The sequence below is a fragment of the Streptomyces sp. NBC_01116 genome, assembly GCF_041435495.1.
Lineage (GTDB): Bacteria > Actinomycetota > Actinomycetes > Streptomycetales > Streptomycetaceae > Streptomyces.
Genome location: NZ_CP108644.1, coordinates 936537 through 957738 on the forward strand (window position 1 = coordinate 936537; position 21202 = coordinate 957738).

The 21202-nt window shown below is 72.0% G+C and carries 17 protein-coding genes; 8 read left to right on the top strand and 9 right to left on the bottom strand.

The genetic code is table 11. The features are described from left to right. Positions 1-78 precede the first annotated feature (78 nt). Both OG245_RS03825 and OG245_RS03830 read right to left on the bottom strand, forming a co-directional pair. Positions 79-2109 (bottom strand): PQQ-binding-like beta-propeller repeat protein, encoded by a 2031-nt coding sequence (locus OG245_RS03825; RefSeq protein ID WP_371622133.1) that lies wholly within the window; start codon positions 2107-2109, stop codon positions 79-81. Positions 2110-2183: 74 nt separating this feature from the next. Then, on the bottom strand, positions 2184-3035 hold the full coding sequence (locus tag OG245_RS03830; protein WP_371622134.1) for a heparin lyase I family protein: 852 nt from the start codon (positions 3033-3035) through the stop codon (positions 2184-2186). Between the two features lie 319 nt (positions 3036-3354). On the opposite strand from OG245_RS03830, the gene OG245_RS03835 reads away from it, so the two are divergent. The 4 genes from OG245_RS03835 to OG245_RS03850 all read left to right on the top strand — a co-directional run bounded on the left by OG245_RS03835 (position 3355) and on the right by OG245_RS03850 (position 7656). Next, positions 3355-4203: an MIP/aquaporin family protein gene (locus tag OG245_RS03835; protein ID WP_371622135.1), complete on the top strand. Its 849-nt coding sequence runs from the start codon at positions 3355-3357 to the stop codon at positions 4201-4203. A 27-nt stretch (positions 4204-4230) separates the two neighbouring features. After that, a complete protein-coding gene (glpK, locus tag OG245_RS03840; RefSeq protein ID WP_371622136.1) occupies positions 4231-5748 on the top strand; it encodes a glycerol kinase GlpK in 1518 nt (505 codons plus the stop codon). A 110-nt stretch (positions 5749-5858) separates the two neighbouring features. Beyond that, positions 5859-6386: a GNAT family N-acetyltransferase gene (locus tag OG245_RS03845; RefSeq protein WP_371622137.1), complete on the top strand. Its 528-nt coding sequence runs from the start codon at positions 5859-5861 to the stop codon at positions 6384-6386. Between the two features lie 211 nt (positions 6387-6597). Beyond that, positions 6598-7656: an NlpC/P60 family protein gene (locus tag OG245_RS03850; protein WP_371622138.1), complete on the top strand. Its 1059-nt coding sequence runs from the start codon at positions 6598-6600 to the stop codon at positions 7654-7656. 33 nt (positions 7657-7689) lie between these two features. On the opposite strand, the gene OG245_RS03855 is transcribed toward OG245_RS03850, so the two are convergent. Next, the gene (locus OG245_RS03855) at positions 7690-8589 is read right to left on the bottom strand and encodes a M56 family metallopeptidase (protein ID WP_371622139.1); all 900 of its coding nucleotides are present in this window, start codon (positions 8587-8589) and stop codon (positions 7690-7692) included. Next, positions 8586-8954: a BlaI/MecI/CopY family transcriptional regulator gene (locus tag OG245_RS03860; protein ID WP_371622140.1), complete on the bottom strand. Its 369-nt coding sequence runs from the start codon at positions 8952-8954 to the stop codon at positions 8586-8588. The genes OG245_RS03855 and OG245_RS03860 overlap by 4 nt, the downstream gene beginning before the upstream one ends. A gap of 144 nt (positions 8955-9098) precedes the next feature. Between OG245_RS03860 and OG245_RS03865 the strand changes: the two genes are divergently transcribed. Further along, on the top strand, positions 9099-9701 hold the full coding sequence (locus OG245_RS03865; RefSeq protein WP_371622141.1) for an N-acetyltransferase family protein: 603 nt from the start codon (positions 9099-9101) through the stop codon (positions 9699-9701). Between the two features lie 97 nt (positions 9702-9798). Here OG245_RS03865 and OG245_RS03870 read toward each other — a convergent pair whose 3' ends face one another. The 3 genes from OG245_RS03870 to OG245_RS03880 all read right to left on the bottom strand — a co-directional run bounded on the left by OG245_RS03870 (position 9799) and on the right by OG245_RS03880 (position 12726). Further along, positions 9799-10833, bottom strand: coding sequence for a FecCD family ABC transporter permease (locus OG245_RS03870; protein ID WP_371622142.1), 1035 nt, complete (start codon positions 10831-10833; stop codon positions 9799-9801). Then, a complete protein-coding gene (locus OG245_RS03875) occupies positions 10830-11888 on the bottom strand; it encodes an iron chelate uptake ABC transporter family permease subunit (RefSeq protein WP_371622143.1) in 1059 nt (352 codons plus the stop codon). Before OG245_RS03875 ends, OG245_RS03870 begins: the two co-directional genes overlap by 4 nt. Before the next feature lie 91 nt (positions 11889-11979). After that, complete coding sequence (locus tag OG245_RS03880) at positions 11980-12726, bottom strand: helix-turn-helix domain-containing protein (RefSeq protein WP_371622144.1); 747 nt, start codon at positions 12724-12726, stop codon at positions 11980-11982. 137 nt (positions 12727-12863) lie between these two features. Between OG245_RS03880 and OG245_RS03885 the strand changes: the two genes are divergently transcribed. Then, positions 12864-13850 (top strand): ABC transporter substrate-binding protein, encoded by a 987-nt coding sequence (locus OG245_RS03885; protein WP_371622145.1) that lies wholly within the window; start codon positions 12864-12866, stop codon positions 13848-13850. Further along, positions 13850-15619 carry an SIP domain-containing protein gene (locus OG245_RS03890; protein ID WP_371622146.1) on the top strand — a complete coding sequence of 590 codons (1770 nt, stop codon included), beginning with the start codon at positions 13850-13852 and terminating at the stop codon, positions 15617-15619. Before OG245_RS03885 ends, OG245_RS03890 begins: the two co-directional genes overlap by 1 nt. 43 nt (positions 15620-15662) lie before the next feature. Here the strand turns inward: OG245_RS03890 and OG245_RS03895 are convergent, their stop codons facing one another. Beyond that, complete coding sequence (locus tag OG245_RS03895; protein WP_371622147.1) at positions 15663-17933, bottom strand: PQQ-binding-like beta-propeller repeat protein; 2271 nt, start codon at positions 17931-17933, stop codon at positions 15663-15665. Positions 17934-18093: 160 nt separating this feature from the next. Continuing rightward, on the bottom strand, positions 18094-19035 hold the full coding sequence (locus tag OG245_RS03900) for an adenosine kinase (RefSeq protein WP_371627799.1): 942 nt from the start codon (positions 19033-19035) through the stop codon (positions 18094-18096). 581 nt (positions 19036-19616) lie between these two features. Between OG245_RS03900 and OG245_RS03905 the strand changes: the two genes are divergently transcribed. Beyond that, the gene (locus OG245_RS03905) at positions 19617-21188 is read left to right on the top strand and encodes an ABC transporter substrate-binding protein (protein WP_371627800.1); all 1572 of its coding nucleotides are present in this window, start codon (positions 19617-19619) and stop codon (positions 21186-21188) included. Positions 21189-21202: the final 14 nt, after the last annotated feature.

A 21202-nucleotide genomic window follows, 5' to 3' on the forward strand; every position in this document is an offset into this window, starting at 1 on the left:
CTTCACTCGATAACCGAAAGATATCAATCAAAGGTCACCATCGGCCGGGAACGCCGGATCACCCGAACGGCGGTCGGTTCAGTGCGAGGGCCTGTCGTCGACCGCGACCAGGTGGTGCCCGCGGAGCGTGTAGAGCAGACCGTCGTACACGTTGACGTGCGGGCCGCTGTACCAGGCGCCGTTGATCCCGGCGACGACCGTGCTGACGGCGAACGTCTTCGGGTGGAAGCGGAAGAGCGTGGTGTCCGAGACGCCGTAGACCGCGCCGCGGTGGGTGACCATGGCGGCGAACCCCTTGCTCACCGCGCTGACGTCAGCGGTGTGCACCACCTTCCTGGTCCGCACGTCGACGACGAACAGGGCGCCCTTCGTCGTGAGCCCGTAGAGGTTCCGGCCCTGCACCGCCAGGGCGGCCACACCCGCCGCCTGCTCGGTGTCCAGGCGCCACCGCTCCCTGCCCGTGACCGGGTCGAGGGCGACGACGGTGGCGCGCGGGCCCTCCTTGGAGGTGTTGTCACCGCCCAGGAAGGCGACGCCGTCCCGGTTGGCCACGGCCCGGACGAGCTGGACGTCGTCGATCGGGTTGACGTAGGAGGCCTTCCTGCCCTTCCTCGGGCAGTACGTCCACAGGGCGCCTCCGCCCTCGGTGTCGGACTGGACCCCGACGAGGAGCAGCCTGTTCTCCGGGTCCCACGAGGTGTCCAGCGGACGGTTCTGCTCGCTGGGGAAGCTCGCGGCCTGCTGCGGGTCGCGTCGCCGGGCGGGGTCGTACCGCCAGATGCCCTGTGCGTTGTACTGGCCGGTGTACAGGATGCCGCCGATCACCTCGGCGTCCTTCGCCTCACCGGGCGCGGGCAGGTTGACGACCTCGCCGGTCCGCAGGTCGCGCCGGGAGATGGCGCCGTTGCCGCCGAGGTAGACGTATCCGTGCCCGGCGGCTATCCCCATGCCCGCCTGCGGACCTGCCTCCGCGCCCGCTCCGTGCAGATCGGTGACGACCGACGTGCGTGCCGCCACGTCGATCTCGGCGACGCATCCGTACGCCGAGACGACCACCAGCTTCCCGTCGACGTGCTCCACGCCCCAGATCTCGCCCAGGTCCGGCCCGTCGAACTCCACGGGGGAAAGCGTCCGGTCCGCCTTCGCGTAGGCGTGGAGACCCGATTCTGAGGCGAAGTAGATACGGTCCGCGTCGGCGGCGAGCATCTTGACGACCGTGCCCTCCGTGGGCACGACGGTGTACGAGGACAGGTCGTCCAGGTCCATCACGGCGAGCTTCGCGGGGTCGACCCCGCCGGAGGTGCCGACGACCAGATGACCGTCCACGACGGCGAGTTCCCGCAGGCTGGGGTCCTTCTCCATCTCCTTGGGCACGATCGGGGTGAAGGCGTTCGTCGTGCGGTCGAAGGCGTACAGGGAGGCCTTGCTCGCGCCGCCGCCGCCGGCGAGGACGCTGCCCGCCCCGAAGAAGACGGTGGTGTCCGAGGCCGCCACCGCCCGGGCCAGGGTCGCCCTGGGGTCGGGTACGCCCCGGTCGGTGACCGTGCCGGTGGACGGGTCGTACTCCCACAGGGAGGGCGCCTTCCCCGGGACTCCGCCCACGGCGTAGACGGTGCCGTCGGGGGCCACCGCGAGATCCCGGATGTCGCGGTCCTCGGTCCTGCCGACGGCCAGGGCGGGGGTTCCGGGCGTCCTCAGGTCCCACCGGTAGAGGTTCGGCCCGCCCTGGTCGGCCTTGACCAGGACGCCGATGTAGAGATAGCGGCCGGTGGGGTCGGCCGCGAGCGCCTGGACGGACGGCTCGGGCCCCGCGTCGAGAACGGTGCGGGACACCACCGCGCGGCTCGGCAGATGGAACCCGATCACGCTGGCCGGCCGCATGTTGCGCGACCCGATGTACACGGTGTCGCCGACCAGCAGACCGCTCATCAGCGAGAACTGGACCAGGCCCGGGCCCAGGTCGGTCACCTTCGTCGTGGCCGTCGTGGCCGTCGCGGCTGGGGCGGCGCCGGCCCGGGGGGCGAGGAGCGTTCCGGCGGCCGTCGTCAGCCCGAACGCGCCACCGGCCTGGAGCAGGCGGCGCCTGCTCGGGGAAGAGAAGTGGGTCATCTGTACTCCATGGGGGGGGTGCGGGGTGTGGGGATATATGTGTCGAGCGCGCGGGGGCCGGGTCGCGGACCGGGTCAGGGCAGGTCGGTGACGCGGAGGTCGTCGTGCTGGACGATCCGGGTGGGCACGTCACCGTTCCCGATCGACTGCGAGGGGCGGTAGAGACCCCACTTGAGGTAGCCGTGGTCGGCCGGATTCTCCGGCTGATAGGTGCGCACGTTCTCGTACGCGACGACCGGCCGGTAGCCGTCCTCGCCGGAGAGCCGGACGGCGACCCGGAGGTAACCCGTCCCGTCGGCGGTCCAGCGCGCGTCCACCCGGAACCGCATCCACCGGTTCACCTGCCGGCCGAGGTCCTCCACGACCGTCGACTGCCGGTTCAGGTGCGGTGACCGGAACGCGATCTCGTCGCGCTTCGCCATGAGGTAGAACGCCGGGACGTTGTCCCCCGCGTACTTGCCCTGGAAGACGATGTCGCCCGACTCGCTCGCTCCCGGGGTGTAGGTCTTCCAGTCCTTGAGCAGCACGCTGAACTCGTAGCGCTGCTCGTCCCCCACGACGAAGCGTCCGGACGGGAGGAGGTCCGTCGCGCTCTCGCTGCGCGGCGCGCCGTTGGACTCGTAGGCCGGATCGCCTAGCGTCACCTTGTGCTGGACCGCGTACGCGCCCTCGTGCGCCGGCCGCACGACGCCGGAGGCGTCCGGCGCGGCCGCCTTCGTGGTGGTCAGGCCCTCCACTCCGGAGTCGAGCGTTCCGCTCTCGTAGTCCACCCGGAGGCGGTCCGCGGCGGACGGCGCGGGAGGCGGGGCGGTGCCCTCGGCCCTCTCCTGCCCGGCTCCCGCCGGATCGGAGAGCAGGACGGGAACGAGCAGCGCCCCCGCGCAGAAGGCGATCGACACCTTCGGCACCGTGTGATGCCTGGTCATGGAGCTCCTCCAGGTCTGCGGGACACCGGCCGGCAGCGACATCACGTCGAAGCGGCCTTAGGGCATCGTTCGATGCGGTGCCCGCGGCGGTCGGATGGCCTGCATGCTGACACGCCTCCGAACGAAACCGGAAGACTAGAGACGACACTTATAGCCATCATTCGAAAGATTCGGTTGCGAATGATGCGCTCCAGCATGCAGAGTCATCCCACCTCGACGCACCGAACATCCCGATATGCCCGATCTCGTGAATCGCCTTAGCCTGCTGACACTGCTCGGATAGTCGACAGCCGGCCCCGTCGGTGGAGAGCGAGCTTCCATGGCTGAACCACGTAAGAAGCACGGATTGCTCGGCGAATTGTCCGCCGAGTTCGCGGGCACGATGATCCTCATCCTCTTCGGGTGCGGCGTCGTCGCCCAGGTGGCGGCGGGCGGAGCGCTGACGGATCCGGCCGGCGGGCTCGGGGACCACGACAGCATCGCCTGGGCGTGGGGGCTGGGCGTCACGCTCGGCGTCTATGTGGCGGCCCGGCTGAGCGGGGCTCATCTCAACCCCGCGGTGACGCTCTCCCTGGCCGCGTTCAAGGGGTTCCCGTGGAGCAAGGTGGCTCCGTACGCGCTGGCGCAGACCGCCGGCGCGTTCGTGGCCGCGCTCCTCGTACGGTGGAACTACAGCGAGGCGCTGGCGAAGGCCGACCCCGGACACACCATCAAGACGCAGTCGGTGTTCTCCACCCTGCCGGCCAACGGCAACCCGGCGCTGCCGGTCCACGAGTGGGGCGCGTTCCGCGACCAGATCATCGGCACCGCGATCCTGCTGCTCCTGATCATGGCCATCACCGACCTGCTCAACACCCCGCCCGGCTCGAACATGGGCCCGTTCATCATCGGCCTGGTCGTGGTCGCGATCGGCATGGCCTGGGGCACCAACGCGGGATACGCGATCAACCCGGCCCGTGACTTCGGGCCCCGGCTGGCCAGCTTCCTCACCGGTTACGGCGGGGCCTGGCGGGACCAGTACGGGAACCTCTACTTCTGGGTGCCCATCATCGGCCCGCTGATCGGCGGCCTGCTCGGCGCGGGCCTCTACAAGGCCTTCATCGGACGCTTCCTGCCGTCCGCCGAACCCGAACCGCCGGGACGCGTCCCGGCATCCTCCAGGGACTGACGACACCGGCCGGAGAGGCGACACATCATGGCGGACTTCATCGGCGCGGTGGACCAGGGGACCACCAGCACCCGGTTCATGATCTTCGATCACGGCGGCAACGAGGTCGCCAAGCACCAGCTGGAGCACGAACAGATCCTGCCCCGCTCCGGCTGGGTGGAGCACGACCCCGTGGAGATCTGGGAGCGCACCAACTCGGTGATGCAGAACGCCCTGCGGCACGGCGGCCTGTCGCCGACCGACCTGGTGGCCATCGGGATCACCAACCAGCGCGAGACCACGGTGGTCTGGGACCCGCGCAACGGGCGGCCGTACTACAACGCCATCGTGTGGCAGGACACCCGTACGGACGCCATCGCGGCCGGCCTCGAACGCTCGGGGCAGGGCGAGACCATCCGCCGCAAGGCCGGGCTGCCACCGGCGACGTACTTCTCCGGCGGCAAGATCCAGTGGATCCTGGAGAACGTCGACGGCGTACGGGAAGCGGCCGAGGCCGGTCACGCGATCTTCGGCAACACGGACGCCTGGGTCCTGTGGAACCTGACCGGCGGCCCGAACGGCGGTATCCACGCCACCGACGTGACCAACGCCAGCCGCACCATGCTGATGAACCTGGAGACCCTCGACTGGGACGAGGAACTCCTGGGCTTCTTCAACATTCCCCGGGCGATGCTCCCGAAGATCAACCCCTCGTCGCACCCGGAGGCCTACGGCTCCACCCGTACCTCCCGGCCGCTGAGCGCCGCCATTCCCATCGGGGGCGTACTCGGCGACCAGCAGGCGGCCACCGTCGGCCAGGTCTGCTTCTCCCCCGGCGAGGCCAAGAACACCTACGGGACCGGCAACTTCCTGTTGCTCAACACCGGCACCGAGCTGGTCCGCTCGGAGCACGGGCTCCTCACCACGGTGGCCTACCAGTTCGGCGACAGTCCGGTGGTCTACGCGCTGGAGGGATCCATCGCCGTCACCGGGTCGGCGGTGCAGTGGCTGCGCGACCAGATGAAGATCATCAAGTCCGCGCCGGAGAGCGAGGAGCTGGCCCGGAGCGTCGAAAACAACGGCGGCGTGTACTTCGTGCCCGCGTTCTCCGGCCTGTTCGCGCCGTACTGGCGGTCCGACGCCCGCGGCGCGATCGTCGGCCTGGCCCGGTACAACGACAACGCCCACCTGGCACGGGCCACCCTGGAGGCCATCTGCTACCAGAGCCGCGACGTGGTCGAGGCCATGGAGCAGGACTCCGGGGTCCATCTCGACGTGCTCAAGGTCGACGGCGGGGTCACCGCCAACGACCTCTGCATGCAGATCCAGTCCGACGTCCTGGGCGTCCCGGTCAGCCGCCCCGTCGTGGCCGAGACGACCGCGCTCGGCGCCGCCTACGCGGCGGGGCTCGCCACCGGCTTCTGGCAGAACACCGACGAGCTGCGCACCCAGTGGCACGAGTCGAAGCGCTGGTCGCCCGAGTGGTCGGAGGAGCAGCGCGCGGAGGGCTACGCGGGCTGGAAGAGGGCGGTGGAGCGCACCCTCGACTGGGTGAAGGTCCCCTGACCAGGGGCGGTCCCCGACCACCCGGCGACCCCCGGGCCGCCGCGTGGCGGCCCGGGGCCCTCGCATAGGCTGGCGGTCCCATCCGACGCACCGCGACGAGGACCGGCCCCATGCCCAGCCGTACGACGATCCGCCTGATAGAGCCCGCCGACGCCGCCCCGATCGCCGCGCACCGGGTGCGGGACGTCGAAGCGTTCCGGCCGTGGGAACCGGCCCAGCCTGCCGACTACTTCACCCCGGAGGGCCAGGCGGAGCGGATCGAGGGCCTGCTGGCCGGACACCGGGCCGGCACGGTCTGGCCGGGCGTGGTGCTCGCCGACGACCAGGTGATCGGGCAGGTCACCGTGGGAGGCATCCTGCCGCAGCCGCATCTGCGGCGCGGCTCCGTCGGCTACTGGATCGCCTCCGTCGCCCAGAACCAGGGGCACGCGGGAAGAGCCGTCGGGCTCGTGCTCCGGGTGATGACGGACGAGCTCGGCCTGCACCGCGCCGAGGCGTCGACCAACCTGGAGAACCTGCCCTCGCAACGGGTGCTGCGCGGCAACGGGTTCACCCCGTACGGCGTGGCGCACGCGGCGATCCTTCTCGACGGGAGCTGGCGGGACGGACTGCTGTGGGAGCGGATCCTCGGCGACTGAGCAGGTCACGGCGTGATCGGATGGAGGGGCGCTCCCCGGCCGCGCTTGGATGTGGGCCACTAAGTTGATTAGTATGCGTGACTCGGCCTCCGAACGGCCGGTCGCCCGCCCGGGTCACCGGTGGAGGTGCCGCTGAAGCCGCTTGCCCGCAGCGGTACGTGACGGTCCGTGGACCGTCGGACAGCGGCCGAGGAAGAAGGAGCCCGCCTCAGTGGCGTCCCACCGTCGTCCCAAGCAGCCCAGTCACGGATACACCTCCGTGCTCACCGCGACCGCGGCGGTGACGGTCGCGCTGTCGGCGCAGTCGGCCTCGGCCGATCCGCTGCCGGACCCGAACAAGAAGGGTGTCCAGGCGCAGATCGACCGGCTGTACGAGCAGGCCACCCAGGCCACCGAGAAGTACAACGGGGCGAAGGAATCGGCCGGGAAGCTGCAGAAGGAGGCGGACAACCTCCACGAGGAGGTCGTCCGGAAGCAGGCGGCGCTCAACGAGCTGCGGCAGCAGCTCGGTTCGGCGGCCACGGCCCAGTACCGCACCGGTGGTCTCGACCCCTCCGTGCAGCTGCTGCTCTCGGCCGACCCCGACGCCTACCTGGACCAGGCGTCGGGCCTCGACCGCCTCAGCGCACGGCAGTCGGACACGCTCCAGCGGTTCCTCTCGCAGCAGCGCGCCCTTCAGCAGCAGCGTACTCAGGCCACGGAGAAGCTCGACAGCCTCCAGGAGACGCGCAAGGAGCTGGGGAGCAAGAAGAAGGAGATCCAGGGCAAGCTGGCCCAGGCGCAGCGGCTCCTCAACACCCTCACGGCCGAGGAGCGGGCCGAGCGGGCCGCCGAGGAGGAGCGGGCCAACCGGGCGAGCGAGCGGACCCAACTGGCGAGCGAGCAGGGCGAGCTGGGCAACGAGGCCAGTGCGTCCGGTCGTACGGCCGCGGCGTTCAACGCGGCGAAGAGCAGGGTCGGCATGCCGTACGTGTGGGGCGCCACCGGTCCCGGGTCCTTCGACTGCTCGGGCCTGACCTCCTGGGCGTTCCAGCAGGCCGACGTCTCGCTGCCCCGTACGTCGCAGGCCCAGGCCAACGCCGGCACCCGGATCAACTCGATCGGTGCGCTCAAGCCCGGCGACCTCGTCATCATGCGCACCGACCTGAGCCACGTGGGCTTCTACGCCGGGAACGGCCAGATACTCCACGCGCCGAAGCCCGGCGCCCAGGTCCGGTACGAGTCGATGGCCCGCAGCGGGATGCCCTTCATGTGGGGCGTACGGATCTGAGGCCGCCGGCCGGTCCGCGGCGGCCGAAGGGCGTCACCCGAGTCCGGCGTGGCAGGTCAGCAGTACGGGGAGCACGGGCGTGATCAGGGCGCCCGTGCCGACCGCGCAGCGCAGGGCCGGATGCGCGCGGTGCGCCGGGGCCAGCACGCGCCGGAGGCGGACCAGCACCGTCCGGCCGCCCGCCGCCAGGGCTCCGTTCGGCGCCTCGCCCGCCGCCAGGGTGAACATGGCGGCGGCGAGCGCGCCGCGCGGGCAGCGGCGCAGTGCGCGGTCGTCGGCGGCCATCTCCAGCAGCAGGGGGATCTGCTCCTGGAGATGGCGGGCGAGCGGCAGACCGGGGAAGACCCGGGTGAAGCCGTGGGCGGCCGCGAGGACGAGGTGGTGGCGGCCGCGGATGTGGGCCCGCTCGTGTTCGACGACGGCGTCGAGTTCGCCGCCGGTCAGGAGGCCGACGGCCCCGCTGCTGAGGACGATCCTCGGACGGCGGCCGGGCAGGCAGTAGGCGGCGGGCTCGGCGTGTTCCAGCACCGTGGCCCGCGAACAGGCCGACCGGCGGCCGACCTTGTCCAGGATCTCGCGGTGCCGGGCGCGGGCGGCGTACGCCCGCACGGCGTGCACGGCGAAGCCGGTGAGGTGGGCGGAGACCAGGACGGCGACGGCGGCGAGCCCCGAACCCGGCAGGAGGCCGCCGCCGGACGGGCCGAGGCCCAGGGCCGAGCGGCAGGAGTAGAGGACGCCGTGCAGGTGTGCGCCCGGGGTGGTGAGGTGCAGGGCCGCCAGGGCGACGCAGACGGAGAAGGAGGCCGCCGACGCGAACCACACGGCGACCGCCAGCAGCGGTGACCGCTGGGGCCAGCTGCTGCGGAGCAGCACGCGCGGGGCGAGGACGCCGACGGCCGCGGCGTAGCCGAGGAAGAAGGGTGCGGCGTTCACAGCTCGCCGCCGCGGCCCGTCGCGCGCAACGCGTCGCGGAGCGCGGCGACTTCCTCCTCCGTCATCCGCTCCACGAAGTGCACGAGCGCGGCCGACCGGTCCCCGCTCGCTCCCAGGGCGTCCTCCATGAGGGCTGCGGAGTAGGCCTCGCGGCTGCGGACCGGCGTGTAGAGCCACGCCTGCCCCTGCTTCCGGCGGGTCAGCCAGCCCTTGTTGTAGAGGATGGTGGCCACGGTCATCACCGTCGTGTAGGCGGCCGGGCGGCGGAGGTTGATGTCGTCGACGACCTCACGGACCGTCGCCGGCCTGTCCCACTTCCACAGGCAGTCCATGATTTCGGCTTCGAGCTCTCCGAGCCGTCGCATTCCACGTCCCTAATTCCGTGCGCCGTCGCGCCCCCGGGAACCATAGTAGGTTCACGCCCGCCGCCCTCCGACGGCCGCGACGGACCGCGACTGCCGGCAGGCGGCGCCGGGCGTCGAGCAGCCCCCGAACCTCAGGGAGTACCCGTGCTGACCACGGATGCGCACGGCCGGGCCGTCCCCCGGCGTGACCGGCACGCGCGCGAGGGCGACGCCGGGCAGATCGCCGGGCTCCAGGTCGCCGCATGGCGCGCGGCATACGCCGGAATCCTGCCGGCCGCCGAGCTCCAGGCTCTCGACACCACCGCCCTCACCGGCTTGTGGCGCGACCGGATCGGGGCCGGCACCGCGGGCGGAGCCCAGGTGCTCGTGCACGACGACGGCCGGCGGATCGCCGGCTTCTCGTCCTTCGGTCCGGCCCGCGACGAGGACCTCGGGCAACGGCCCGACGTCGAGGAGCTGTACGCGTTCTACGCCCGACCCGACTGCTGGGGCACCGGGGTCGGACGCAGCCTGATGCGCTCCACGCTGTCCGTCTGGGCGGAGCGGGGCACGCGGGCGGGATATCTCTGGGTACTGGAACGCAACACCCGGGGCCGCGACTTCTACCGGAGGGGCGGCTGGCGGCAGGACCCCACGGCCGCCCCCTCCGGCTCCGCCCCGGACGCCGTGGAGATCCGGTACGAGCTGACCGGAATCGGGGCGGGGACCTCGGGGGATTCGGAGGGACTCGGGACGGCGCGGCGGTGAACGCGGCGCGCATCCGTGGGCGGTGGACCGCTACCGCCGCCCTTCTCCGCCCCTCCGCCCTTCTCCGCCCCTCCGCCCCTCCGCCCGGGGCGGCGCGCTACCACCCCCGGCGGGACTCCCGCACCAGCAGCACCAGCAGGTACGCCCCGCCGACGCACACGGTGACCGCACCGGTGGGCAGCACCACATCCGGGATCGCGTGCTGTGCCGCGATGTCGGCGCCGAGCAGCAACAGCGCGCCGACGAGCGCCGAACCGGCGAGGTCGACGGAGGTTCCGCGCCCGGTGAGGCGGCGGGCGATCTGCGGGGCCGCCAGGGCCACGAAGGCGATGGGGCCCGCCGCGGCGGTCACCGCGGCTGTCGCGGCCACGCCGAGGACGACCAGCAGGAGCTTCGTGCGCTCGACGCGTACGCCCAGCATCGCCGCCGTGTCGTCGCCCAGTTCGAGCCATCGCATCCGGCGTTGCGCCACCGGGGCCGCCAGGGCGACCACCGCCACCAGGACGGAGGCCATCGTCACGGCGGGCCAGCCGATGGCGCTGAGCGAGCCGGCGCCCCACACCGCGGCCCTCAGCGCGGTGTCCACGTCGGCCTTCACCGAGAACCACGTGTTGACCGAGGACAGCAGCGCGCCGACCGCGATCCCCACGATGATGAGCCGGAAGCCCCGCACACCCCGCCGGAACGCCAGCAGATACACGCCGAGGGCGGTGACGAGCCCGCCGGCCAGGGCGCCCGCCGCGAGCGCCGAGTAGCTGCTCGCGCCCGCGAGCAGCGTGAGGACGACACCGGTGTAGGAGCCGGTGGTGAAGCCGATGACGTCGGGGCTGCCGAGCGGGTTGCGGGTCAGGGACTGGAAGACCGCGCCGCCCATCGCGAGGGCGGCCCCGAACAGTACGGCGGCGACGATGCGCGGTGCCCGCCACTCCAGGACGACGGTGCGGACGCTGTTCCCCGCGGTGCCGGACATCACCGAGGCCAGGTCGCCGAGGCTCAGGGAGTAGCTGCCGAGGGTGAAGGCCCACAGGGCCAGGGCGAGCAGCCCGGCCGACAACAGCCCGCACACGAGGACCCCGCGGCGCGTCGCCCGCAGGCTCAGGGACCCCGCCCTGAGGACGAACGCCCCGCTCACAGCTCCCTCACCCGGCTTCCGCGCACCAGCAGGATCAGTACGGGCGCGCCGATGAGCGGCATCATGACGCCGACCTGAAGTTCGGACGGGATCACGATCAGCCGGCCCAGGACGTCGGCGAGCAGCACGATCGCCGGGGCGAGGACGGCGGAGTAGGCGAGGATCCAGCGCCAGTCGGGTCCGGTGAGCCAGCGCACGGCGTGCGGCACCATGAGGCCGACGAACATCAGCGGGCCCGCCGCGGCCGTCGCCGAACCGCACAGCAGCGCCACCGCGACCACCACACCGCACCGGGTCGCGCCGACCCGCAGCCCGACGGCCCGCCCCGCGTCGTCGCCGAGCGCGATCGCGTTGAGCGGGCGCGCGCAGAAGGCGGCGGCCAGCAGTCCGGCCAGGACGAAGGGCGCGACGTCGGCGGCGGTGCCCGTCGGGCGGTCGGTGATGGTGCCCGCTCCCCAGAACCTCATACGGTCGAAGGTCTCCGTGTCGATCAGGGCGAGGGTCTGGGAGATGCCGAGCAGGACCGCCGTGAAGGCGACCCCGACGAGGGTGAGGCGCAGCGGTGTGGGCCCGCCCCGGCCGCCGCTCGCGGCGAGGTAGACCACCGCCGAGCCGACGACGGCGCCGCCGAAGGCGAAGGGCAGGTACTGGTCGATGCGTGTGACGCCGAAGACGGCCACGGCCAGGGTGACGGCGAAGCTCGCGCCGGCGTTGACGCCGAGGACACCGGGGTCGGCGAGCGGATTGCGGGTGAGCGCCTGGATGAGCGCCCCCGCCACGCCCAGGGACGCGCCGACGACGACGCCGAGAAGCGTGCGGTCCACGCGGGCGCCGCTGATCGTGGCGTGCGAGGCGGAGCCGTCCGGAGCGGTCAGCGCCTGCCACACCACGTCGAGGGGAAGCAGTGCCGAGCCGATCGCGACGCTGAGGACCACCGCCACGAGGAGCGTGCCGACGGCGACGACCAGGCCGAGGAGCCGGCGGGTCCTGCGACGCGACGACCTCGACGGTGTGGCCGGTGGTGGCGCGGTCGTCGGCGCGAGCGCCTGTGCCATCTGTTCTCCCTGTGCAACCCGCCACCCGGACAGGCCGAAGTGCCGTGCGTGATCGACGTACATGAACTGCTGGAACGGCCCGGCTCCCGGTTCAACGGCCGCCGAGCGCCCCCACCGCGTCGGTGGTGAGCGCGCTCACGGGCACCCCGGACTCGCGGCTCAGCGCGCGCAGCAGTCCGGCCCGGGTCGCGTATCCGGCCGCCCTGGCCGCCGCCGTCAGCTCGCCCCCGCCGCGGAGGTGTTCGACGGCGGCGTTCATCCTGGCCCGGTTGCGCCACCGTGTGAAGGGCAGTCCGGTCTCGTCGAGGAAGACGCGCTGCACCTGGCGGGGGCTCATCCGGTGCCGCTCGGCGAGCCTTTCCAGAGTCGTGGAGGGTGCGCGCAGGGCCTCGCGGGCCAGGGCGCGCACCGCGGGATGGACGGGCAGCACGACCGGGAAGTACTGCCGGGAAATGCCCTTCAGTACGCGTCCCAACTCCTGGCGGAACGGCTCGACCTGCTCCGGCGTGGTCGGCGCCGCGCCGAGTGCGGTGGTCATGACCTCGACGATCGCGGGCACCGCCCCGAGCGGCTGAACCCGGCATCGTGGCTGGTCAGCGGGGTCGAGGAGGGGGCCGAGTGCCATGCCGCCCGGCTCGATCCGCAGCGCGTGCGGCACACGTGGAGCGAGCCAGAGGGCCTCGTGCCGTCCGAGCCGCCACTCCTCGCCGTCGGCGGACAGGCGGGCGCTGCCGGTCACCAGGTAGATGAGGTGCGGCGCGTCGTGCCGATGCGTGTCGTGCCCCAGAAAGCGGATGGCGTTCTCGGCGACCACGGTGCCGAGGGATGTCGTCGGCAAGCGTGCCTCCCGTTGTGCGACGCGTCGTGTCCGTCACCGGCGATGTCGTACGCGGATCGACGCGGCGGAACCAGCGAGGTTAGCCTCACCTTACCAACAGCTCGAACATTCGAGCGTACCCAGCCACATGAGGTCCCATGTTTGCTCCTGCCCGCCTTCTCACCGTCGCGGTCGTCGCCGCGCTGGCCCTCACCGGTTGCTCGGCCGCCGACCCGTCGGGCGACGGGGACAAGGCCTCCGCCGCGAAGACCCGAACCGTCACGACCGACTACGGCAAGGTGAAGGTGCCGGCCGAGCCCAAGAAGGTGGTCGTGCTGAACCACGCCCTCGCCGGGTACCTCTACGACCTCGACGTGCCGGTGCGGGCCACGATCCCCGAGGACGCCGAGAGCAAGGGCGCGTTCTCCCCGAACTGGGCGAAGGAGGCGAAGGAGGACGGCACGACGTTCCTGCCGTGGAGCGTCGACGGCTTCGACCTGGAGGCGATCCTCGCCCTGGAGCCCGACCTCATCGTCGGCGGCGGCATCGGCTTCCCGCTGTTCCAGGCGGAGAAGGTGTACGACGACCTCACCGACATCGCTCCCACCGTGCTCGTGGGCAAGAAGCTCGGCGACTGGCGGAGCCAGTTCTCCTTCCTCGCGGGTGACGTGTTCGGCAAGTCCGACGTCTACGACAAGCACCTGGCCGCCTACGACCGGCGGATCGGCGAGGTGAAGAAGGCGATCAAGCCGCCCGCCGGCCCCGTGTCCTTCCTCACCTTCACCGGCGACGGCACCGCCTTCGGCCTGGTGGAGAGCGTGGGCCTGCCCACGGAGCTGAAGAAGGTCGGCATCGAGCCGGCTCCGCTCTTCGCCGACGGCGGTTTCAGGGTGTACGGGCAGGGCGGTGACATGTTCGAGCTGTCGACCGAGAAGGTGGGCCAGACGATCACCCAGCCGTCCGTGTTCGTGATGGGCTTCAACGCCGACACGACCGACGTCGCCACCCTCAAGAAGAACCCCGTCTACGGTGCGCTGCCCGCCTTCAAGGCGAACCGGGCCTATGACCTGCCGCACTGGGTGCTGCGCGGCGACTACGACGAGTCGATGGCCCTCCTGGACCTCATCGAGAAGCAGTTCTCCTGATGGCCGCCCAGCGTGCGTACACGACGCACCCCCTCGTCCTGCGCCGGGTCACCGTCCGCCGCGTCCACGAGGTGACCCCCAGGATGCGCCGGGTGGTCCTCGGCGGCGAGGACCTCGCCGCGTTCACCCGCGACGGGATCGCCCACCCGGCCTTCGCCGCACCCGGGTTCGACGACCACATCAAGCTGATCCTGGCCGCGGACGGGGACGTCCGGGCGGCGCTCCCCGCCCAGTTGCCGCACGGCATCGAGTGGACGCCGGCCGAACACCGGCTGACCCGCGACTACACGCCCCGGCGGGTGGACCACCGGGCGGGAGAGCTCCACCTCGACTTCGTGGTGCACGGCGAAGGGCCCGCGGAGACCTGGTCCGCGTCGGCCCGGGAGGGCGACGAGTTGTGGTTCGTCGGGCCCAAGTCGTCGCTCCGGCTGCCGGAACGGCTGGACTGGATCCTCCTCGTCGGGGACGAGACGGCCCTGCCCGCGATCGGCCGCTTCCTCGACGAGCGTCCGCTCGACGCCCCGGCGCACGTCCTGGTCACCGTCCCGGACGAGGCGGCACGCCAGGAGCTGGCACTGCGCGACGGCGACACGATCACCTGGGTGGTCGCGGAACCGGGCGACCCGGCGGCGCTGGACGCCGCCGTCCGCGCCCTGCCGGCGCCGGCGGGCGAGGGATTCGCCTGGGCGGCCGCGGAGAGCCGGGCGCTGCTTCCGGTACGCCGGTATCTCCAGCGGGAGCGGAAGCTCCCCAAGGACCGCGTGAACGTCACGGGTTACTGGCACTGCGAGGAGGCCGCCGCCCCGGAGGCACAGGGCCCGGCGGACGCCGTCGCGCAGGGCCCCGCCGAGATCCCCTCGCCGCTGCCGTGGCTGGTGGCACGGGCCGCGTTGCAGCTCGGCCTCGTCGACGCGGTGGCCGACACGCCGGGGCTCTCCGCCGACGCGCTCGCGACGCGCCTCGGTGTGTCCGGGCCGGGGATCGGCGTACTGCTTCCGCTGCTCGCCGCGTACGACGTGGTCGTCGACGCGGACGGCGGGGCCGGGCTGCGCCTGGGCCGGGCGGGCGAGGAACTCCTGGAGGACCACGAGCGCGAGGAGTACGCCGGCCACGAGGCCGAGCTGCTGCTCGCCCTCACGCACCTGGCACCCGCCCTCCGGGACGGCGTGTCCCCCTGGCGGCTCGCCTCGGGCGCCACCCTGCACGACACGGTGACCCGCGACGCGGACCGCTACGGCGAACTGGTTCAGGAGTGCGAGCAGTTGGTCTTCCTGCTGGCCGGCCTGACGGCCGACTCCCTCTGGGAGGGCGTCGGAACCTGCCTCCTGACGGGGCCGGGCAGCGCCTCGGTGGTCGCCGCTCTCGACGACGCCGGGCGGCGGCCCCGGCTGCGGATCGCGGAGGAGGCCGCCCCGGCCGAGGTGCTGCGCGGCCAGGTCACGGCGCCGGACCGCGTCGAGTGGACGGCCGGCCCCGCCGATGTCGCCGTCGCCGCGAAGGCACTCGGCCACCGCACCGACGAGGAGGGGGTCGAACTGCTCACGCGGCTGGCCGGATGGACCGGGACGGCCGTCCTCGTCGAGGCCTCCCGCCCCGACGGCCTGAGCCCGCACGCGGCCGAGGCGGCGCTGCACGCGTACACCGCGACCGGCAGCACGCTGCGCGACTCCGCCGCGATCGCCGCCCTCGCGGAGCGGTCGGGCTGGAGCGTCGACCGGACGATCGCGCTCGGCTGGGGCACGGAGGCCACGGTCCTGCGCCGGGTGTGACGCCCGCCCCCACCGGGGAGGGCGGGCGGTGAGGCCGCCGGGGTCAGCCCGACCTCGGCGGCCTCTGCGCGTCGAAGGCGAAGAGGGTGTTGTCGGCCGCGGCCACGAACACCGCGCGCCCCGCGACGGCCACACGGGGGCTGGCGTCCTGCTCGCCCGTGAGCGCGTCGATCCGGGGGTCGGTCGCCCACAGCGGTTCGCCGTCCTTCGGCGAGAGCGCGACGACCCGGCCGGTGGCCGAGCTGAAGAACAGCGCCCCGGCTCCCGCCACGGGGCCCGACGCGCCCTCCACGCCCGTCTGACGTGACCACTTCTTGCGCCCGGTCGCGGAGTCGAAAGCCGTCACGAGACCGGCCTGCCCGCTCACGTGGACGGTGCCGTCCGCCATGCCGGGCGTGCCCGCGTACACCTTGTCGAACCGTGCGTACGTGACCTTGCGCGAGGCCGGGTCGAACCGCGCCACACCGTCGTACCCGGCCGACGCCGGTCCCTCGTAGTGCTTCGCGAGGAGGACGAGCCCGCCGCGGTCCCCGCCCATCGGCACGACGGGGCCGTCGACCGTGACGGGCCTGCCCAGTGCCCCGGAGGGGAGGGCGAGCGTCCGCAGGGTGGGACGGCGCACCTGGAGGTCGTCCACCTCCACGTCGGTCGCGCACATCGCGAGGAGCCGCGGTCGGAGCGGGACGGGGGCGCACTGCGTGCCGGCGGGGAACGGTGTCGTCCAGAGGACGTCACCGCTGTGGGCGTCCCGGGCCTCGAAGCGGGAGTTGGAGGCGTCGACCGTCACCACGGCGGAGCCGGCCACGACGGCGTCCATGGTCCGGCCCGTGACGGCCGTCGACTGGGCGCCGGACGGTGCGGACCACAGCTCCCGGCCGCTGTCGGCGTCGAGGGCCACCACCTCGCTGCGAGGGCCCTCGGGGTCGTCCTGGGCGGCGAAGCGGTAGCCGAGGACCGTGTCGTCGGTGGCGCCCACCAGGTGCATGCCCTGGGCGGGGACGCCGGGGCTCTTCGCGGTCCACACCCGGGACCCGTCGTGAGCCCTCAGACGGGCCGCGACGACGCCTCCGCCCCCGCAGAACAGCGCGTCGCCCCGCACGACGCAACGCAGTTCGTCGGGGATGTCCTCGCGACCGCCCAGCACCGTCCCGCGCCACGGCTCGAAGCCGGCCGGAAGCACGCCCGCCGGCACCGCGGTGCTCTGCCCCGCGCCGCCGGGGCGCTTGCCGTCACCGCTCCCGTCGGAGCCGCCCGTCGTCAGCGCGGCGACTCCGCCGCCGATCGCCGCCACCGCGACCGCCGCCGCGAGCACGGGCCGCCATCGGCGGCGCAGGCGGCCGCCGACCGGTGCGCCGGTGCTTCCCGTGCCGGTGTCCGTCGGGGCGGTGCGCGCCGGGGTGTCCGTCGAGGCGGTGCGCGCCGGGGTGTCCCCCGTCGCGAGGTGGGCCTGCGTGTTCATGTCGCGGGTGCGGCCCGCGCCCGGAACGCCGGTCCTGGCCCCGCCGAGTTCGGCGGGCAGGTCCCGCAGCAGCACGAGGAGTTCGTCCGCCGAGGGGCGCCCCTCGGGCTCCTTGTCCAGGCACGGCTCGACGACCGCCCGCAGAGCCTCCGGGACGGCGTCCAACGACGGTTCCTCGTGCACCACCTGATAGGCCGTCATATAGGGGCTGTCCGCGTCGAAGGGCCCGTGGCCGGTCGCCGCGTACACCAGGAGCGTCCCCAGGGAGAAGACGTCGGACCGCGGTCCCACACCGCGCGGCGCCTGCAACTGCTCGGGCGACATGAAGGGCGGCGTACCGATGACCCGGCCGGTCATCGTCAGCGTCTGCTGGTCCACCGCGCGCGAGATGCCGAAGTCGATGACGCGTGGGCCCTCGGGCGAGAGCACGACGTTCGAGGGCTTCAGATCGCGGTGGACGACTCCCACCCGGTGGATGTCGCGCAGCGCCTCCGCCAGCCCGATGGCGAGCCGCCTCAGCTCCGCTCCGTCCAGCGGGCCGCCCTCGGCGATGCGCTGCGTCAGCGTGGGCCCCTCGATGTAGGTCGTCGCCATCCACGGCTGCTCGGCCTCGGGGGCCGCGTCGACCACGGCGGCGGTGAACGCGCCGCTGACCCGCCGTGCGGCCGCCACCTCCTGACGGAAACGGATGCGGAACTCGTCGTCCCCCGCGAACTGCTGATGGATCAGCTTGATCGCGACGGGCCGCCCCGAGCTCGTACGGGCCAGGAAGACCGTGCCCATGCCACCCGAACCGAGCCGCTCCTCCAGCGGATAACCGCCGATCTCGACCGGATCACCTCCGCGCAGCGACACTCTTCCCGACCTCCCGTCCCCCGTGCGTCCGTGCCACCACGGGCCCGCTCACCTGTGCTGCACCCAAACTAGCCGCAGGGCCGTGCGGCGGGGCGAAGCGGGTGCCGAACAGGGAGAGTCCGGCCACACCACTCCCCTGGCACGTCGTCCGCTCAGGCGCTCACGCATCGGCTGCCGCACCGGCTCCCGCACCGGACAGGACGGCTGCCCCGGCCAGCAGTGCGGCCCGGCCGATCAGGTCGCCGCCGGTCGCCGGCACCGTGCAGGCGTGGGCCCCGGCGATCGCGCCGTACCGCGCGCAGCGTGCGAAGGATTCGCCCGTGAGCCGGCCGAAGAGGAAGCCGGAGGCGTAGGCGTCGCCCGCCCCGTTGGAGTCGACGACCGGGCCGGGCGGGGCGACGGCCGGGATGTGCACCGGCCCGTCGGCCTCGCGGCTGAGCAGGTAGGAGCCCTCCGCCCCGGCGGTGGCGACGACGGCCTCGGCCCGGCCGCGCTCCATGATCCGCCGCATGGTGGCCTCGTGGTCGGCGAGGGCGGCGGTGGAGACGAGGACGAGGTCGCTGCCGTAGGCGAACTCCTCGTGATAGGGGTTCTCGCCGTCCCAGTCGTGCAGGTCGGTGGAGACGGTGACCCCGGCCTCGTGGAGCAGGGGAAGGGCGTGGGCGCACGGGTGGGTGATGGAGACGTGCGCGTGCGTGCTGACGGCGGCCAGCGTCCGGACCGTCTCCTCGGGAAGCCGGTCGGACGCGTGGGAGCGGCTGCCGTCGTAGAGGGAGAGCCTGCGTCCGTCCGGGCCGACGAGGTTGACCGCGCGCTTGGTGCCGCCGGGCAGCGGCACCGCGGTGAAGTCGATGGCGTGGTCCCGGTGGAAGGCCCGGACCAGCTCCCCGGAGGGATCGTCGCCGACCATGTCGAGGTGATGGGTGCGCAGCCCCAGGGAGCTGAGACCGAGGGCGACGAAGTCGCCGGTCTGGCCGGCGCGGGCCTCGATGCCGGAGCGGATCAGGTAGCTGTCGGCGTACGGAAGCGGGAGTTCGGGGACGTACACGATCGTGTCGACACCCGAGCCGCCCAGGACGAGGACGTCGTACGCGCTGCTCATGGCAGTTCCTTCCGGGAACGGGAACGGGGACGAGACCGGGAACGCGAACAGGAACAGGAACAGGAACGCGGGCACCAGGACATTCCAGCCCCACTCGGAATCTTCGGGCAACTCTCCTGCGATATCCGATAGTCCGGCGTTCACCTGAGGGCCCTCAATCTGTTCGTATACCCCGACAGGTTGTAAAGAGGTAGGAAGCGTCCCGCTTGAAGGGGTAAATCGCCGAGACACCCGGACATCCCAGGTCACAGGGGTGGGTCCGGCGGGTTGGCGGGATGCAGGACGAAGATGTTTTTTCGCACGATGCGCCAGCGCGCATCGCGGTAGACAAGTACATTGCCAACATCACTGCGAGGTTGATTTCGACCTGCCAACTGCTGTTCACCGACTGGTATTTGGCGGCCGTTCACCATGTGGAGAGTTCCCGACGAACACCGGGTCCGGGTAAGTATTCGGTCCACGATCGGGCCCGGTCGGGCCGACCGTGCTGGACGGTCGCGGTGTTCGCTGTCGTTTCCGACCTGATCCGGCTGTCCGGGGACACCCCCCACACGGCCGGCCGAGAGCATGAGGAACGTTCTGTGAAGGTTCGTACGAGGCGGCCGAGCACCCTGATAGCCGGGGCACTGGCGGCGCTGTTATTGACGGCGTGCGGCGCCCAGGACTCCGAGAGCACGATGGCCGTCGGGATGTCCGACGACATCCTCGCCACTGATCCGGCATCGGGATACGACCCGGGGTCCTGGCTGTTGTTCAACAACGTTTTCCAGTCCCTGCTGAGCTTCCCGCCCGGAGCGTCCACTCCCGTGCCGGAGGCCGCCGAGAAGTGCGGGTTCTCCGACGGCAGCAAGACCTACACCTGCACCTTGCGGGACGGGCTGAAGTTCAGCAACGGCAACAGTCTCACTTCGGCGGACGTCAAGCACTCCTTCACCCGGACGATCCGGATCAACGACCCGGCGGGCCCCGCGCCGCTGCTCTCCACGATCGCGTCGATCGGCACCCCGGACGACAGGACCGTCGTCTTCCGCCTCAAGGTGCCCGACGCGACGTTCCCCAGCAAGATCGCCTCGGGGGGCGGTTCCATAGTGGACCGTCAGGTCTACCCCGAGGACAGCCTGCTGGAGGAGGGCAAAGCGGTCGGTTCGGGCCCCTACGAGCTGAACTCCATCGACAAGAAGAGGGCGGTCTTCTCGGTCTACCCGGGCTATCAGGGCACCGCCGAGGTGAAGAACTCGGGCGTGAGCCTGGAGTTCTTCCGAGGCGACCAGCAGGCCCTCCAGTCGGCTCTGGAGAAGGGCGACGTCGACATCGCCTACCGCGGCCTCAGCGCCAAGGCGATAGCCGATCTGGACACCTCGTCCACCGCGGAGAAGGACGGCATCGAGGTGGTCCAGGGCAACAGCGCCGAAGTCCAGCACCTGGTCTTCAACGTCGACGACCCGGTCATCGGCAAGCTCGCCGTCCGGAAGGCCATCGCCTACCTCGTCGACCGCCACTCCCTGGTCAGCGAGGTCTACCAGTCCACCGCCGCACCGCTCTACTCGATCATCCCCGGCGGCATCACCGGCCACGGCACCTCCTTCTTCGACACCTACGGGGACAGCCCGAAGCCGGAACAGGCGAAGGCGGAGCTGCGGAAAGCCGGTATCGCGGACAAGGTGAGGCTCACCCTCTGGTCCACCCCGAGCCGGTACGGGCCCGCTACCGACGACGCGTTGGACACCATCGCCGATCAGCTGAACCGGAGCGGGCTCTTCGACGCCCGTATGAAGTCCGTCCCCTTCGGCGAGTACGAGAAGGGCATCGCCGAAGGGAAGTACGGCATCTACGTCAAGGGCTGGGTGCCGGACTACCCCGATCCGGACAACTTCACCCAGCCGTTCTTCGGCACGGGCAACGTCCTGTCGAACAACTACGACAACGAGGAGATCGTGGACCGGATCATCCCGCGGACCTCGTCCATGACGGACCGCGCGAAGACTCGGCAGGCGTACATGAAACTGCAGGACATCGTGGCGCAACAGCTGCCGATCCTGCCGCTCTGGCAGGGCAAGCAGTACGCGGTCGCCCACGAGAACGTCCGAGGCCTGCAGAACTGCCTGGACACCTCGACCGTCTTCCGGTTCTGGGAACTCAGCACCGCCTACTGATGGCGCCGGACCGG

Bases quoted from the DNA above. Each gene is read 5' to 3' on its own strand.
- OG245_RS03885 (WP_371622145.1), top strand. From the start codon at position 12,864: ATGTTTGCTCCTGCCCGCCTTCTCACCGTCGCGGTCGTCGCCGCGCTG.
- OG245_RS03835 (WP_371622135.1), top strand. From the start codon at position 3,355: ATGGCTGAACCACGTAAGAAGCACGGATTGCTCGGCGAATTGTCCGCC.
- OG245_RS03830 (WP_371622134.1), bottom strand. From the start codon at position 3,035: ATGACCAGGCATCACACGGTGCCGAAGGTGTCGATCGCCTTCTGCGCG.
- OG245_RS03860 (WP_371622140.1), bottom strand. From the start codon at position 8,954: ATGCGACGGCTCGGAGAGCTCGAAGCCGAAATCATGGACTGCCTGTGG.
- OG245_RS03845 (WP_371622137.1), top strand. From the start codon at position 5,859: ATGCCCAGCCGTACGACGATCCGCCTGATAGAGCCCGCCGACGCCGCC.
- OG245_RS03825 (WP_371622133.1), bottom strand. From the start codon at position 2,109: ATGACCCACTTCTCTTCCCCGAGCAGGCGCCGCCTGCTCCAGGCCGGT.
- glpK (WP_371622136.1), top strand. From the start codon at position 4,231: ATGGCGGACTTCATCGGCGCGGTGGACCAGGGGACCACCAGCACCCGG.
- OG245_RS03890 (WP_371622146.1), top strand. From the start codon at position 13,850: ATGGCCGCCCAGCGTGCGTACACGACGCACCCCCTCGTCCTGCGCCGG.
- OG245_RS03875 (WP_371622143.1), bottom strand. From the start codon at position 11,888: ATGGCACAGGCGCTCGCGCCGACGACCGCGCCACCACCGGCCACACCG.
- OG245_RS03900 (WP_371627799.1), bottom strand. From the start codon at position 19,035: ATGAGCAGCGCGTACGACGTCCTCGTCCTGGGCGGCTCGGGTGTCGAC.